The organism is Paraburkholderia sediminicola, assembly GCF_902859805.1.
GTDB classification, from domain to species: Bacteria; Pseudomonadota; Gammaproteobacteria; order Burkholderiales; family Burkholderiaceae; genus Paraburkholderia; species Paraburkholderia sediminicola.
The window spans coordinates 86,655-101,409 of the sequence record NZ_CADIKC010000005.1 but is presented as its reverse complement, the minus strand read 5'-3'; the positions used below and the strand labels follow the sequence as shown (position 1 = coordinate 101,409).

General features: G+C 62.8%; 13 protein-coding genes. 7 read left to right on the top strand and 6 right to left on the bottom strand.

The features are described 5' to 3' along the window. The first annotated feature begins 144 nt into the window (after nucleotides 1–144). Genes R8871_RS19135 through R8871_RS19115 form a run of 5 tightly spaced genes read left to right on the top strand, consistent with a single transcriptional unit; the run spans nucleotide 145 to nucleotide 3,266 of the window. Nucleotides 145–1,071, top strand: coding sequence for a hydroxymethylglutaryl-CoA lyase (locus tag R8871_RS19135; RefSeq protein ID WP_175051888.1), 927 nt, complete (start codon nucleotides 145–147; stop codon nucleotides 1,069–1,071). 42 nt (nucleotides 1,072–1,113) lie between these two features. Then, on the top strand, nucleotides 1,114–1,635 hold the full coding sequence (locus tag R8871_RS19130; RefSeq protein WP_175051887.1) for a YbaK/EbsC family protein: 522 nt from the start codon (nucleotides 1,114–1,116) through the stop codon (nucleotides 1,633–1,635). Between the two features lie 4 nt (nucleotides 1,636–1,639). Further along, on the top strand, nucleotides 1,640–1,867 hold the full coding sequence (locus R8871_RS19125; RefSeq protein ID WP_054037809.1) for a DUF1289 domain-containing protein: 228 nt from the start codon (nucleotides 1,640–1,642) through the stop codon (nucleotides 1,865–1,867). Beyond that, nucleotides 1,864–2,349, top strand: a complete 486-nt coding sequence (locus R8871_RS19120) for a MaoC family dehydratase (protein ID WP_175051886.1) — start codon at nucleotides 1,864–1,866, stop codon at nucleotides 2,347–2,349. Before R8871_RS19125 ends, R8871_RS19120 begins: the two co-directional genes overlap by 4 nt. After that, entirely contained in the window at nucleotides 2,346–3,266 is a 921-nt protein-coding gene (locus R8871_RS19115) for an MBL fold metallo-hydrolase (RefSeq protein ID WP_175051885.1), read from the top strand. The genes R8871_RS19120 and R8871_RS19115 overlap by 4 nt, the downstream gene beginning before the upstream one ends. A gap of 347 nt (nucleotides 3,267–3,613) precedes the next feature. On the opposite strand, the gene R8871_RS19110 is transcribed toward R8871_RS19115, so the two are convergent. Further along, nucleotides 3,614–4,513 carry a DMT family transporter gene (locus R8871_RS19110; protein WP_175051884.1) on the bottom strand — a complete coding sequence of 300 codons (900 nt, stop codon included), beginning with the start codon at nucleotides 4,511–4,513 and terminating at the stop codon, nucleotides 3,614–3,616. Nucleotides 4,514–4,627: 114 nt separating this feature from the next. On the opposite strand from R8871_RS19110, the gene R8871_RS19105 reads away from it, so the two are divergent. Then, nucleotides 4,628–5,098 carry an Lrp/AsnC family transcriptional regulator gene (locus R8871_RS19105; protein WP_093644768.1) on the top strand — a complete coding sequence of 157 codons (471 nt, stop codon included), beginning with the start codon at nucleotides 4,628–4,630 and terminating at the stop codon, nucleotides 5,096–5,098. 87 nt (nucleotides 5,099–5,185) lie between these two features. Here R8871_RS19105 and R8871_RS19100 read toward each other — a convergent pair whose 3' ends face one another. Next, nucleotides 5,186–6,076 carry an alpha/beta fold hydrolase gene (locus R8871_RS19100; RefSeq protein WP_175051883.1) on the bottom strand — a complete coding sequence of 297 codons (891 nt, stop codon included), beginning with the start codon at nucleotides 6,074–6,076 and terminating at the stop codon, nucleotides 5,186–5,188. 323 nt (nucleotides 6,077–6,399) lie between these two features. Here R8871_RS19100 and R8871_RS19095 point away from each other — a divergent pair, with 323 nt between their 5' ends. Beyond that, a complete protein-coding gene (locus R8871_RS19095) occupies nucleotides 6,400–7,359 on the top strand; it encodes an NAD(P)H-dependent flavin oxidoreductase (protein ID WP_175051882.1) in 960 nt (319 codons plus the stop codon). A 60-nt stretch (nucleotides 7,360–7,419) separates the two neighbouring features. On the opposite strand, the gene R8871_RS19090 is transcribed toward R8871_RS19095, so the two are convergent. The 4 genes from R8871_RS19090 to R8871_RS19075 form a co-directional block, all read right to left on the bottom strand. Next, nucleotides 7,420–10,989, bottom strand: coding sequence for a methylmalonyl-CoA mutase family protein (locus R8871_RS19090; RefSeq protein WP_175051881.1), 3,570 nt, complete (start codon nucleotides 10,987–10,989; stop codon nucleotides 7,420–7,422). A 78-nt stretch (nucleotides 10,990–11,067) separates the two neighbouring features. Then, nucleotides 11,068–12,006, bottom strand: coding sequence for a LysR family transcriptional regulator (locus R8871_RS19085; RefSeq protein WP_175051880.1), 939 nt, complete (start codon nucleotides 12,004–12,006; stop codon nucleotides 11,068–11,070). 215 nt (nucleotides 12,007–12,221) lie between these two features. Continuing rightward, the gene (locus tag R8871_RS19080) at nucleotides 12,222–13,310 is read right to left on the bottom strand and encodes a porin (protein WP_175051879.1); all 1,089 of its coding nucleotides are present in this window, start codon (nucleotides 13,308–13,310) and stop codon (nucleotides 12,222–12,224) included. A gap of 563 nt (nucleotides 13,311–13,873) precedes the next feature. Next, nucleotides 13,874–14,431, bottom strand: a complete 558-nt coding sequence (locus R8871_RS19075) for a hypothetical protein (protein ID WP_175052179.1) — start codon at nucleotides 14,429–14,431, stop codon at nucleotides 13,874–13,876. Nucleotides 14,432–14,755 lie beyond the last annotated feature (324 nt).

The following is a 14,755-nucleotide window of genomic DNA, read 5'->3' as shown; positions in this document are numbered from 1 at the left end:
AATTCATCTGAAGGAGCGCCGCCACGCGCGGGCTCGTTGCATGGGACCGAAGTAAGCGCTAAAGCGCAAACTCCGGTCGACCGCTTTGCATGGGACCGGAGTAAGCGCTAAAGCGCAAACTCCGGTCGACACAGGAGACACATCATGGCTTTGCCTCAACGCGTCAAAATCGTCGAAGTCGGTCCGCGTGACGGACTGCAGAACGAAAAAGAATTCGTCCCCACCGCGATCAAGATCGAGTTGATCAACCGCTTGTCGGCGGCCGGCTTTCGTAACGTCGAAGCCGCCTCGTTCGTCTCGCCGAAATGGGTGCCGCAGATGGCCGACGGCGCCGACGTGATGGCCGGCATCGAGCGCCGCGCCGGGGCGATCTACTCGGTGCTGACGCCGAATCTGCGCGGTTTCGAAGGCGCACTCGCTGCGCGGGCGGACGAGATCGTGATCTTCGGCGCCGCCAGCGAAGCGTTCTCGCAGAAGAACATCAATTGCAGCATCGCGGAAAGCATCGATCGATTCGCGCCGGTCGCGCAGGCGGCGAAGGAAAATGGTCTGCGGATTCGCGGCAGCGTGTCGTGCGCGCTCGGCTGTCCGTATCAAGGCGAAGTGCCGGTCGCGTCGGTGGTCGATGTGGTCGAGCGTTTCGCGGCGCTCGGTTGCGACGAGATCGATATCGCGGACACGATCGGCGTCGGTACGCCGAAGCGCACGCGCGAAGTGTTCGAGGCCGTCACTAAGGCGTTTCCGCGCGAACGCCTGTCGGGGCACTTCCACGACACCTACGGTCAGGCGCTCGCAAACATCTACGCGGCCTTGCAGGAAGGCATCGAGATCTATCACGCGTCGGTGGCGGGGCTCGGTGGCTGCCCGTATGCGAAGGGCGCAACCGGCAACGTCGCGACCGAAGACGTGCTGTATCTGATGAACGGCCTCGGCATCGAGACCGGCGTCGACCTCGCGCAAGTCGTCGCGATCGGTGATTTCATTTCGACGTCGATCGGCCGGCCCAATGTCTCGCGCGCCGGCAAGGCCTTGCTTGCCAAAGCCCGTAGCGAACAGGCCAACTGCGTTTGACGCAGGCCACACATTTAGCCAAATCATTCAGGACCTGAACCGATGACGGATCACGCCTCCCTCGACGCCGACGATCTCAACGCATTGCCTGACTCCGCACGCCGCGTCGCGCTGTTGTTGCGCGAACGCGGCCACGCTGGACGGATCGTGATGCTGCCGGAAACCGGCAAGACTTCCGCCGAAGCCGCGGCCGGCCTTGGCTGCTCCGTTGCGCAGATCGCCAAGTCGATCCTGTTTCGCCGCCGCGAAGACGACGCGCCGGTGCTGGTGGTCGCGAGCGGCGCGAATCGCGTCGACGAAAAGAAGGTTGCGGCGCAAGTCGGTGAGATCGGCCGTGCGGATGCGAAATTCGTCCGCGAGAAAACGGGTTATGCGATCGGCGGCGTTTGCCCGATCGGCCACGCCACGGCGCCCGTCACGCTGATCGACGCCGATCTGCTGGAACTCGACAGCCTGTGGGCTGCCGCGGGTCATCCGCATGCGGTGTTCAATCTGACGGCGCAGGAACTGATTGCACTGACGGGCGCACCGGCACTCGACGTGGCGCTGCGCGAGACAGCGTGAAGCGATGACAGCGGGCATCGATAACGAAGACGACGAGGCTGCCGTGCCGTCACCGTGCATCAGCGTGTGCAGGATGGACGCCTCGACCGGCTGGTGCGAAGGCTGCTTGCGCACGATCGACGAGATCGCCAGCTGGTCGTCGTTCGACGACGACGCGAAGCGCGCCGTCTGGGACGCGATCGAGGAACGCCACGCGGAGTTCATGGCCAGGCAGGCAAAGGTGCAGCGGTGAACGCCGCGCCGCGCATCGTAACGATCGGCGAGACGTTCAGCTCGACGCTCGAGCTATCGGCGGAATCGGTGAAGTCGTTCGCCACGCTCGTCAACGATTTCAATCCCTTGCATCACGACGACGACTACGCCGCGCAAAGCCGTTTCGGCGGATTGATCGCGTCCGGCACGCAACCCACAGCGCATTTCATGGCACTGCTGGCGACCCATTTTTCGAAGTACGCGCAGCCGCTCGGCCTCGAGTTCGATATCAAGCTGAAGAAAGCCGTCCACGCGCACGACACGTTGACGATCACGTGGCGCGTGCGCGACGCGTACTGGAAGCCGAGTCTGAACGGCGATCTGACACATCTCGAAGGAAGCGTGGTGAATCAGCGCGGCGACACCATGTTGATCGGCACGTCGACAATCCTGGTGATGCCGAAACCCGAAGCATCGGCGAATGCTCACGCCAGCACAAACCCGGACACAGGCGCACCATGATCAACCTACCCGTATCGGTCCGGGTGTTCGAACGCGGTTGGCTTTCCTCGAACAATGTGCTGCTGGTCGATGAGACGTGTGCCGCTCTTGTCGACACCGGCTACGCGACGCACGCGCCGCAAACCGTCGCGCTCGTACGGCAAACGCTCGGCGCGCGGCCGCTCGATCTGATCGTCAACACTCATCTGCATTCGGATCACTGCGGCGGCAACGCGCTATTGCAGTCGACATGGCCTTGCCGCACCGCGATTCCCGCATCCGAAGCGGACGCGGTGCGCGATTGGGACGAAACCCGTCTGACGTTTCGCGCTACCGGCCAGACCTGCGAGCGCTTCACCTTCACGGAGACGATCGCACCCGGCGCGCAACTGCGGCTCGGCGCGCTCGATTGGCAAGTGCTCGGCGCACCTGGCCACGATCCACATTCGTTGATGCTGTATTGCGCGGACGAGCGCCTCCTGATCAGCGCGGACGCGTTGTGGGAAAACGGCTTTGGCGTGATCTTTCCGGAACTGGAAGGTGAAAGCGGTTTCGCCGAAGAACAGGCTGTGCTCGAAGCCGTCGCGAAGCTCGACGTGCGGCTCGTGATTCCTGGCCATGGTGCGCCCTTCACGAACGTCGAGCAGGCGCTGGAACGGGCGTTTTCACGCGTCGCGTGGCTACGGGCCGATCCGGCACGTAATGCGAAGAATGCGTTGAAGGTGCTGATCGTGTTCAAGCTGCTCGAAGTCCGCGCGATGAGCTTCGACACTTTGCTACGGATGCTCGACGATGCCGCCGCGATGCGCGCCGCCGCGACCATGCTCAAGCCGCGCGGCGAATGGTCCACATTGGTGCACGCGATCGTCGAGGAGCTGGCGGCCAAAAACGGGCCATTGGAGATCGATGGCGAGCGCATCGTCGCCCGCCAGGCTTGACGCACGCGGGGCCGACGGCCGCGCCGCTGGCAGCACGCGGTAAGCACAACACCAAAACCGTCGCCCCAAAAAGAAAGCCGCTCGACCATTACGGCGAGCGGCGGAAATTCTGTCGGACGTGATCAGCGTCGATATGAATGATACGCGTGCCGGTTTTTTGACCGCATCAGTGATTTCCCTACAGAAGCTTGACACCGCCTTTTAAACCCGCATACAGACAACATTACGAAGCTTCGTAGCTGCGCGCGTTGGGCGTCATTGGTCCGTCCATATGAACAATGTAACGCGCCGATTGCTCCGGAATCCGTACTATTGCCGGCTGATCCAGCGACATCTCAGCCATTGCCTCAGGTCGAAGACAGGCGTTTCTGCGGCACGATCCGCCAGCCGAGATTCACGCCGGCGGCCGCGAGCAGGATCAGCGCCGCACCGAGCACCTGAATCCACGCGAGTGTCTGCCCGAACGCAACCCGGTCGACGATGATCGCCACCACGGGATAGATGAACGACAACGCACCGGTCATCGAAGTCGGCAGCTTCTGGATCGCGCCGTACAGCAGCACGTACATGAGCCCCGTATTGACGATACCGAGCACGATCAGTTCGAGCCACTGCACGCCGTTGGTCGGCAGCGCATCGAAGCGCACGAACGGCGCCAGCATCACGACGCCGAGCGACACCTGGATCAGCGCGATCAGGTGCGGCGGCGTACCCTTCAGGCGCTTCGTGATAATCGACGAGACCGCGTACATCGCAGCGGCGCCCACGGCATAGGCGACCCCGACCAGATACTGGCCCGGCACCGCCAACACCGCCGGCTCGACCTTCACCACGAACACGAGGCCGATAAACGCGACCACCAGCCAGGCCACCGTCGACGCGCTGACGCGCTCGCGAAACACCAGCGCGCCAAGCGCGACCAGCATGAACGGCTGCGTGTTGTAGACGGCGGTCGCCATCGAGATCGACGCGCGCGAATAGGCCGCGAACAGCAGCACCCAGTTGATGACGATCGCTGCGCCGCCCAGCAGCGCGAGGCCGAGTATCTTCCACGAAAAGAGCTTGCGCCTGAACAGGCCGAGCACGGCGCACACGAGCGCCAGCGTCGCGCCGCCGAAAATGCAGCGAAAGAACACCACGTTGAACGGACTCTGCTGCGACGACACCACCAGCCAGCCGATGGTGCCGGACATCAGCATGGCCATGGTCATTTCCGCCGCGCCGCGGCGAATCTCATTTGACGCCATGATTCGATCCTCGAATTGATTCCTGCATGAGAAGCAGTGTAATTAATCCGATCGCCCGAATACAGGGCTAAACTTAAGTCTTCCCGCGAAGAAACCTAATAATCGAAGGCCGTCATGACCAAACGCCTTGCTCCCGCCACACCTGCGACGCTCGATGAAACCGACCGCGCGCTGCTCGCCGCGTTGGCGGCGGACGCCCGCCAGCCGGTCAGCGAACTGGCGCGCCGGGTTGGCCTCTCGGCGCCGAGTACGGCCGAACGCGTCCGCAGGCTCGAAGCGCAAGGCGTGATCGAGCGCTTCACCGTGCAGATCGATCCGCGCGCGCTCGGCTTCACGCTACAGGCAATCGTGCGCGTGAAGCCCTTGCCCGGGCAGTTGCATCTGGTGGAAGACGTGATCCGGCGAATTCCGGAGTTTGTCGAATGCGACAAGGTGACGGGCGACGACTGCTTCATCTGCCGCCTCTACCTGCATTCGATCGAACAGCTCGACGAGATTCTCTCGAAGGTGACCGAGCGCGCGGAGACCAGCACCGCCATCGTCAAGTCGACGCCGGTCGCGCGCCGCCTGCCGCCGCTAGGCTAGGCGGAACGTGCGGCAGAGCCGCGTCATCTCGCACGTCATCTCGCACGTAGACGAACGGCGGCCGCGCCGCGCGCTGCCCGAAACCACTTACTGCTCGACCGCCTCGAAAAACGACAGCATTTCCGTGACCAGTTCGTCCGACGCCTCTTCAGGAATGTAATGCCCGCACGGCAATGAGCGCCCGCTCACGTCCCGCGCGACGTGACGCCATTCCGCCAGCGCGTCGAAGCACTTCTCGATCACCCCCTGCTCGCCCCACAACACACGCAGCGGGCAGCCGATCTTGTGGCCACGCTCGATGTCGGCACGGTCGTGTTCGAGGTCGATGCTCGCGGACGCCCGGTAGTCCTCGCACATCGCATGCACGGCGCCGGGTTGCGCCAGCGCGCTGCGATACGCGTCGAGCGCTTCGGGCGCGAATGGCGCAAGACCCGCGTGACGGCTGCCCATCACCGCATCGACATACGCGGCCGGGTTCGCACCAATCAGCGTCTCCGGCAGCGGCTCCGGCTGGATCAGGAAGAACCAGTGGAAGTAATGCGTGGCGAAGGCACGGTCGGTGGCTTCGTACATTGCGAGCGTCGGTGCAATGTCGAGCAGCATCAAACGCTCGACGGCGTCGGGATGATCGAGCGCCATCCGATGCGCGACGCGCGCGCCGCGATCATGGGCACACACGAGGAATCTTTCGAAGCCGAAGTGGCGCATCACCGCGACCTGATCGGCCGCCATTGCACGCTTGGAATAGGGCGTGTGGCTGGGGTCGCTGGGCGGCTTGCCCGAGGCGGCGTAGCCGCGCAGGTCGGTGGCGATGACGGTGAAGTGCTCCACCAGTTGCGCCGCGCACCGCTGCCAGATCAGATGCGACTGCGGGTGACCGTGCAACAACAGCAGGGGCGGCCCTGACCCGCCCTTCACTCCGAAAATATCGACGTCGCCCACGGCGACACGAAAGGGCGTGAAATCCTCGAAGGCCATAGCGGGTCTCTTGTCGTTTGGGAGTCAAACCATTGTAGGAGCGCAATGTGTCGATGCGGGGTGGGATAGCCCACGCAAGCATAGAACCTGAACACTCCTTCCAACTGTTCTAAACGGACACGATCCGCCAGCTTCGCCTATAATCGAACGATCGTTCTTAAATTTTTGGGCGGCCATGGCAAACACCTGGCAAGTGCGTAGTGGGATCGTGGCGGCAGCACGGCTGCTGGCCGGTTTCGACGCACCACAGGTCATGTGCCGCTAAACTCATTATCGCCGGGCGCTCTACACCGCACCGGTCCGTTCCTCAGGAGACTCGCACCATGGCATTGCCCGCCGTCCTGCAAAAACTCGCGCTGCCCGTCGTCGCTTCGCCGATGTTCATCGTCAGCTATCCCGAACTCGTGTTGGCTCAATGTAAGGCCGGTATCGTCGGCTCATTCCCCGCGCTGAACGCGCGCCCGGCCGAACTGCTCGACGAATGGCTCACGCAGATTCAGGCACAGCTCGCCGAACACAAGGCGGCCAATCCCGACGCAATCATCGGGCCGATCGCTGTCAACCAGATCGTCCATCAGTCGAATACGCGGCTCGAGCACGACGTGCGCGTGTGCGTCGAACACAAGGTGCCGATTTTCATCACCAGCCTGCGCGCACCGGCGCGTGAGATCGTCGACGCGGTGCATAGCTACGGCGGCATCGTGCTGCACGACGTGATCAACCTGCGGCATGCGCAGAAGGCCCTGGAAGCAGGCGTCGATGGTCTGATCCTGGTGGCGTCGGGCGCGGGCGGCCATGCGGGCACGACCTCGCCGTTCGCGCTGGTCGGCGAAGTGCGGCGCATGTTCGACGGCCCGATCGTGCTGTCCGGCTCGATCGCCAACGGCGGCTCGATTCTCGCCGCGCAGGCCATGGGCGCCGACCTCGCCTATATGGGCACGCGTTTCATCGCGACCAGGGAAGCGCACGCGGTCGACAGCTACAAGCAGGCGATCGTCAATTCAACGGCTTCGGACATCATTTACACGAACCTGTTCACCGGTGTGCATGGCAACTACATCCGCGAAAGTATCCTGAACGCGGGACTGGATCCGGATGCGTTGCCGGAATCGGACAAGACCGCGATGAACTTCGGCAGCGACAAGGCGAAGGCGTGGAAAGACATCTGGGGTGCAGGCCAGGGCGTCGGTCTGATGGACGACGTGCCGAGCGTTGGCGAGCTGGTTCAGCGTTTGACGAAGGAATATGACGACGCGAAAACGCGGCTGGGAATCGCACGTTAAATGCGCGGTTAAGGCATTGTGCTGCGGCTCCCGGTTCTGGAGCCGCAGCATGTCCGGCACTTACATATTGCGGCGGTACTGTCCGCCCACTTCAAACAACGCGTGCGTGATTTGCCCAAGCGAGCAGACGCGCACGACGTCCATCAGCACCGCGAACACATTGTCATCGTCGATTACTGCGCGCTTCAGGCGCTCAAGCGCTGCGGGTGCGTCGTCACGGTGCTGCGCCTGAAAATCGCGCAGGCGTTTCAACTGGCTCTGTTTTTCTTCGTCGGTGGAACGGGCCAGCGCGATCGGCTGCGGCGCTTCATGCAGATGCGCGCTCAAGAACGTGTTCACGCCCACGATCGGATACGAGCCGTCGTGCTTTCGGTGCTCGTACAGCATCGACTCGTCCTGAATGCGCCCACGCTGATAGCCCGTTTCCATCGCGCCTAGCACACCGCCGCGCTCCGTAAGCCGATCGAATTCCGCCAGCACCGCTTCTTCCACCAGATCCGTCAGCTCCTCGATCACGAAGCTGCCCTGATTCGGATTCTGATTCTTCGCCAGCCCCCATTCGCGGTTGATGATCAACTGGATCGCCACCGCACGGCGCACCGAATCTTCGGTGGGCGTGGTGATCGCTTCGTCGAATGCGTTGGTGTGCAGCGAATTGCAGTTGTCGTAGATCGCGATCAGCGCCTGCAGTGTGGTGCGGATATCGTTGAAATCGATCTCCTGCGCATGCAGGCTGCGGCCTGAGGTTTGCACGTGGTACTTGAGCTTCTGGCTGCGTTCGTTCGCGCCGTAGCGTTCGCGCATTGCAATGGCCCAGATGCGTCGCGCGACACGGCCGAGCACCGTGTACTCCGGGTCCATGCCGTTAGAAAAGAAGAACGACAGATTCGGCGCGAAGTCGTCGATCGACATACCGCGCGCAAGATAGGCCTCGACATAGGTCAAGCCGTTCGCGAGCGTGTAGGCCAACTGCGAGATCGGATTCGCGCCCGCCTCGGCGATGTGATAGCCGGAGATCGACACCGAGTAGAAATTGCGCACGCCATGGTCGACGAAGTACGACTGAATATCGCCCATGACTTTCAGGCTGAACTCGGTCGAAAAGATGCACGTGTTCTGGCCTTGATCTTCCTTCAGGATGTCGGCCTGCACCGTGCCGCGCACGTTTTCCAGCGCTGTGCGGCGCGCGGCCGCGAGTTCTTCGCTGGTGGGTTGGCGTCCTTCCTGTTGCAGCCTGTCGTTCAGACACGCGATCTGCTGATCGATCGCGACGTTGAAGAACATCGCGAGAATCGTCGGCGCCGGGCCGTTGATTGTCATCGATACCGACGTCTCCGGAGCGCACAGATCGAAGCCGTCGTAGAGCGTTTTCATGTCGTCGAGCGTTGCGACAGAGACGCCCGAGTTGCCCACCTTGCCGTAGATATCGGGGCGCTCGTGCGGCTCTTCGCCGTAGAGCGTGACCGAGTCGAAGGCCGTCGAAAGACGTTTGGCCGGCATGCCTTCAGAGAGCAACTTGAAACGGCGGTTGGTGCGGAACGGATCGCCTTCGCCGGCGAACATCCGTGTCGGGTCTTCGTTTTCGCGGCGGAATGGAAACACGCCCGCCGTGAAGGGGAAGTAGCCTGGGAGATTGTCGAGCATCAGCCAGCGCAGGATTTCGCCATGGTCGACGAATTTCGGCAGCGCGACTTTGCGCACCTCGGATCCGGATAGCGTCGTGACGGTGAGCGCGGTGCGGATTTCGCGCTCGCGTATGCGGACGATGTGTTCGTCGCCGGAATAGGCGGCCACGGTGTGCGGCCACGCGTCGAGGAGTTTGCGTTCACGCTCGCCGAGGGCGGCGGTGCGTTGGGCGATGAGTGTGTCGAGCTGGGTTTGAGGCGTGTTCGCGGAGTTGGCCAGAGCATTGGAGTCTGAGCCTGCCGAGGTGGCGGCAGCGGCATCAAAGGATGCTCCTGCACCTGCATCACCTTCGGCGAGCATGCGGCGCGCTTCCGTAAGTTGCCAGCGCTCACGCGCCACCCGCGCTTGCGCGTCGGCACGCTCGCGGTACGCGTGAACAGTCTGCGCGACATCCGCCAGATAGCGCACGCGTGCCGGCGGCACGATGGCATTTCGACCGCTCGAAAAGCGCAACTCATCAAGCACAGGCAGACGGCCGCCGCCTGCGCGCAGGCCGTGCGTGCGCAGCGCCTCGGCGACGTGCTGATACAGTGCGGTAACGCCGTCGTCATTAAAGCGTGAGGCGATCGTGCCGAACACCGGCATCGCGTCGGGCGCCTTCGCGAAGTCGCCACGATTGCGCTGCACCTGCTTCGCGACATCGCGCAACGCATCCGGTGCACCTTTACGGTCGAACTTGTTGATCGCGACGAAGCTGGCGAAGTCGAGCATGTCGATCTTTTCCAACTGACTCGCGGCGCCGAATTCAGGCGTCATCACATACAGCGATTCGTCGACGAACGGCACGATCGCCGCATTGCCCTGCCCGATCCCGGACGTCTCGACGATGATCAGATCGAAACCCGCGGCCTTGCACAGCGTGAGCACATCGGGCAACGAATCGGTGATTTCACTTGATGCGTCGCGCGTCGCCATCGAACGCATATAGACGCGCGCGCCGCCACCCCAATCACCGATCGCGTTCATGCGAATGCGGTCGCCGAGCAGCGCGCCGCCGGATTTTCGACGCGACGGATCGATCGCCAGCACGGCGATGGTGAGGGCGTCGCCGTAGTCGAGTCGGAAACGGCGAATCAGTTCGTCGGTGAGCGAGGATTTGCCGGCACCGCCTGTGCCGGTGATGCCGAGGACGGGGACATCGATCGCTTCAGCGAGGACCGATAGTATTTCCTGTTCGGCTGATTTGACGCGGCCCGCTTCGTACGCGCTGATCAGTTGCGCGAGCCGTCGGAAGGTGGAGGCTGCGGGGTCGGGTTGTTCAGTGGTGTTTGCAGTGCTGGCGATGCCGGCGATCTCGCTGCCGTGAAGCGCTCCATCCGCCTGCCGTGCCTTGCCAGAAGAATGACGCGCGTTGGCGTGATCGTCAGCCCGCGTCTCGACGTGCGACGCAGCATGCGGCTTGAAACGCGGCAGTCCACTCGCCGACAAATCGGCCACCCACTCGCCCACCGGACTCTCCCGAACGGCGGCAGCGGCGCGCACCACTTCAGCGCAGCGCGAAATCATGTCGTCGATCATGCCTTGCAGGCCGAGTCGCTGGCCGTCATGCGGCGAGTAGATCTTTTCGACACCGTAACGCTCGAGCTCGGCAATCTCGTCAGGAACGATCACGCCCCCACCGCCTCCGAACACCTTGATACGCTCGCCGCCGCGCGCACGCAGCAGGTCGACGAGATAGCGGAAGTATTCGTTATGGCCGCCCTGATAGCTGGACACGGCGACGCCGTCGGCGTCTTCATGAAGCGCGGCGGTAGCCACTTCATCGACGGAGCGGTTGTGGCCGAGGTGGATCACCTCGACACCGCTCGCTTGCAGGATGCGCCGCATGATGTTGATCGACGCATCGTGGCCGTCGAACAGGGCAGCAGCGGTGACAAAACGCAGGCGCCGGCCCGCGGGCAGCTTGTGGCCACCGGCGCGCTGCGGCGTGGACAGATCGGTCATGTCTCCCCCAGATCGTTACGCGTATGGGTGCTGGCAACCAGTATAGCTAAATGGGTAGGAGCGGCTCGACCGGGCCGCCTACCGCACCGCGAGCGCCTTGATCTGCTCGAGCGAAGGCCACAGCGATTCGTTCGCGAACCGCTCAGCCAGGAAGTCGACAAACGAACGCACCTTGGCCGACAAATGCCGGCGGCTCGCGTAGACCACATGGATCGGTAGCTCACGCGGCGGCACGTCGTCCACCAGCAGCGGCACGAGGCGCCCCGTGGCCAGATCGTCGCCGATCACTTCGGTGCCGAGCATCGCGATGCCCGCGCCTTGCAGCACGATCACGCGCTGCGCCTCAAGGTGGTTGACGATCAGATTGCCGGACAGACGCACGCGCGGTGAGCTTTCGCCGGTTGTAGGTGCGATTTCGAGCGCGGACACGCCCGCGTACTGCAGGTAATTGTGGCGCGCGAGATCGGCGACAGTCTTCGGCGTGCCGTGCCGGCGCAGATAGGCTGGCGACGCGCACAGCACCAGATGGGCAGTCGCAATCTGCCGCGCAATCAGCGATGACGACTTCAGTCCGTTCGGCGAAGCCCTGATCGCGACGTCGAAGCCTTCGTCGATCAGCTCGACCACGCGGTCCGACAAGGTCATGTCGACGGTGACCTGCGGATACTGCGCGGCGTAGTCGGCCACCGCGGCCATCACGTGGCTCAAACCAAATGCCGACAGCGACGACACCCGCAAGCGCCCTTGCGGCACGACACTCGCCGCGCCGACCACCTGCTCGGCTTCTTCGAGTTCGCTGAGCACCTGGCTCAGGCGCTCGTAGTATTCGCGCCCCGCCTCAGTCGGCGCGACACGGCGCGTGGTGCGGTTCAGCAAACGCGCGCCAAGCTGCTGCTCGAGGTGCATCACATGCTTGCTCGCCATCGCCGCCGACATCTCCATCCTTTCGGCCGCGCCGACAAAGCTGCCGACTTCGACCACATGGCGAAACACTTTCATGCTGACCAGGGTATCCATCTCAATCGCTCGCATCAGGAATCAATCGACGCCATTTTGCCGGGTTTATCAAAGGCCGGGCGGCAAATCGGACGAATTCGGGACCAGAAACGAACGCCAGAAACGGCAAAGCCCACCTTCCGGGGAAGGTGGGCTTTGCAGGTATTGCCGGGTCCGACAGAGTTGGCGTCACGCGGCACCTGCTCCGAGGCGCCGCACGCCTTGCCTCCAGACGTTTAGAACTTCGCGCGCAGGCCCACGCCGTACGTGTCGCCGCTCGACTGGCTGCTGATCTTGTCGTACATGTAAGCCGCGTAGATATCCGTGCGCTTGGACAGCGGATAGTCGTAGCCGACCGAAGCCGTTTGACGGGTCTGGTTGAAGCCGCCACCGTCGCGCGAATAGGCGTACGACGCCATCACCGAGCCCGGGCCGGCCGGGACCGTCACGCCGCCCTGCCCCGTATTCACGTGCCAGCTCGAAACGGTCTGCTGGTTATACGTGTACATGTACTGGCCATAGAACTTCACGAATTTCAGGTCGTACGAGGCGCCGACTTGCGCGACGCTCTGGCTCTTCAGGCCCGGAACGCCCGACGTACTGAAGCTGCCGAGGTCGCCCGGCACGCTGTTGAAGTTCACGTACTGGTACACCGCGGTCGCCGCGAACGGGCCGTGGAAATACAGCACCTGGCCGCTCCACTTCTTCGAGCCGTTCTCACCGGCCGTGTTGCCGAGCGCGTACATCGCCGTCGCGGACAGGCCGTTGAAATTCGGCGACGAGTACGACACCGCGTTGTTCCAGCCCGAATCGCCCGTCACGCCCTGATCGGTCGAGTAGGTCGGGAACGTGCCGAGGCCGAGATAGGTGTGCCATACCATCGGCGAAAACTGGTACGAGTCGACAAACGGGTTGAACAGGATCGTCGAGACGAACAGCGGCGTGGTCAGACGGCCTGCCGTCACCGTGCCGTACGGAGACTCGACACCGACGTAGGCGTTACGCGAGAACATCGTGTCGCCCGTGAAGCGGCCGTACTGGCCATTCTGCGCGAGGAAGAAGCCTTCGATCGCGAAGATCGCCTTGTAGCCGTTGCCCAGATCCTCAGCCCCCTTCAAGCCCCAGTACGACGTCGACATACCGCCACCGGACACCTGGACCGCAGTCTTGCCGCCCGGGAATTTCTGCGCGCCAACCCATTCGTCGACCTGACCGTAGAGTTGCACGCTCGATTGCGCAAAAGCAGACGATGCACTGGCCAGCAGGGCGGCACACGCGGTTACCTTGAGGGTGGTCTTCAGCGCACTGCTGATGCTTGTTTTCATGGGTTCTCCTGTCTTTGTCAAAAAGGTAAGGCTGTGCGAAAGGGGGAGCTCGCGCGAATGATTGTTGTTGTCCGTTCGATCATCGAGCCAATCTGGGCGGGACCATCTTTGCGGACCATTTTTATGGACAAAAATATCGTGGGTTATTGCGGGTATAGCGATCTGATTAGTTTTGTCACTTATCGGCCTGATAAAGCAGAGGCCGGGTGCGCCCTCACTGCATCGCCGCGGACTTCGCGGTTCGGCGCAAAGCGTTACTGACATTGCGCCCGACTGGGTGATAACGGTTCAGATGACATGCGGATGACGCGCTGCGGCGAAAACGATCGAATTTGACGACGGGAGAGGGTTTGCTGCCGAATGTTTTCAAAAAAGTGTGGCGTCGAAACGTCACATTGACAGGGGCTTTTTGGACGGCAGCGACGCGCAATGCCGCAGCAATCGGTTTGAAAGCCGGCAAAGCGGATTCGGCGAAGCGAGGGAGGGGAATTCGGTGAAACGAGCCGTAAGGCGAGGAGCGTTGTCAGACCGCGCCGTGCAAGAGCAAGACTCGCGCGCTACCGCTAGTTACGGTACGGCGACCCTTCCTGCTGACGCGGATCGTCTCCTGGGCGCTGCATGGCGCGCGAGGCGCCGCGCTCTTCGTTGTAGCGGGCGACATCGGCGCGAATCGAACCGGTGCGAACCGGCGCGTTGGGCGGCGGACGCGGCACCGCGCGAGATTCGGCGCTGACAGGCGTGATCGCGCCACCGGCGTACTGCATACCGCCGCGGCCGTCGTTAGCATATCCGGCCGGCCCGGAAGCGCGATGCATGCCTGGGTTGTAACCGCCGAAGCCGTTGGCGTAGCCGCCGGTGGCGAAGTTCGCGCCGCCACGCGGCAAGCGCGCGTTGTTGTCAGCGACGTTGTTGCGAGCCGGTCTTGCATTGGCGGCGCCGTAGTAATAGCCGTTGTTGCGTACATCGCCACGCATTGCGTGGCCTGCGGCCGCATGCGAATAACCGCCGCCACCACCGCCACCGCCGTGCGGTACGCCCGGCACTTTTGCATAGGCGAACGAGCACAGCGCAGCGATAACCGCGCCCAACGCCCAGTGCTTCGTTCTCGACAACCCGTCCACCAAGTGACTCACATGCCCGAAGACCTGCCTGAAGCCCACCGTTCGAGCTGCGATGGACTTGTTCTGGGACCGGCGCGAGCGCTGCGTATCTGTCGCGGCGCGGGGCATCCCGATGGCCTTTGAGCAGTAATTTATGGGTCCCGGCAAAGGGTGTCGAGCCAAAAAGTGTTAGGCCCGGACCGCTGTTGTAACACCTTGTTACTGCGACGTTTTTCTGCGACAGAGCCCTTGCGCGAAAGCCTTGAAACAGCTTGGCTAAACGGCTTTTGCGAGATCAACTGAAGGCGCTTGCGTATGACAAATCCTGGTCGGTTTTTTCGCCGG

Excerpts from the sequence above, each read along its gene's own strand:
- R8871_RS19135 (WP_175051888.1), top strand. The coding sequence starts at position 145 with ATGGCTTTGCCTCAACGCGTCAAAATCGTCGAAGTCGGTCCGCGTGAC.
- R8871_RS19130 (WP_175051887.1), top strand. The coding sequence starts at position 1,114 with ATGACGGATCACGCCTCCCTCGACGCCGACGATCTCAACGCATTGCCT.
- R8871_RS19125 (WP_054037809.1), top strand. The coding sequence starts at position 1,640 with ATGACAGCGGGCATCGATAACGAAGACGACGAGGCTGCCGTGCCGTCA.
- R8871_RS19115 (WP_175051885.1), top strand. The coding sequence starts at position 2,346 with ATGATCAACCTACCCGTATCGGTCCGGGTGTTCGAACGCGGTTGGCTT.
- R8871_RS19110 (WP_175051884.1), bottom strand. The coding sequence starts at position 4,513 with ATGGCGTCAAATGAGATTCGCCGCGGCGCGGCGGAAATGACCATGGCC.
- R8871_RS19105 (WP_093644768.1), top strand. The coding sequence starts at position 4,628 with ATGACCAAACGCCTTGCTCCCGCCACACCTGCGACGCTCGATGAAACC.
- R8871_RS19100 (WP_175051883.1), bottom strand. The coding sequence starts at position 6,076 with ATGGCCTTCGAGGATTTCACGCCCTTTCGTGTCGCCGTGGGCGACGTC.
- R8871_RS19095 (WP_175051882.1), top strand. The coding sequence starts at position 6,400 with ATGGCATTGCCCGCCGTCCTGCAAAAACTCGCGCTGCCCGTCGTCGCT.
- R8871_RS19090 (WP_175051881.1), bottom strand. The coding sequence starts at position 10,989 with ATGACCGATCTGTCCACGCCGCAGCGCGCCGGTGGCCACAAGCTGCCC.
- R8871_RS19085 (WP_175051880.1), bottom strand. The coding sequence starts at position 12,006 with ATGGATACCCTGGTCAGCATGAAAGTGTTTCGCCATGTGGTCGAAGTC.
- R8871_RS19080 (WP_175051879.1), bottom strand. The coding sequence starts at position 13,310 with ATGAAAACAAGCATCAGCAGTGCGCTGAAGACCACCCTCAAGGTAACC.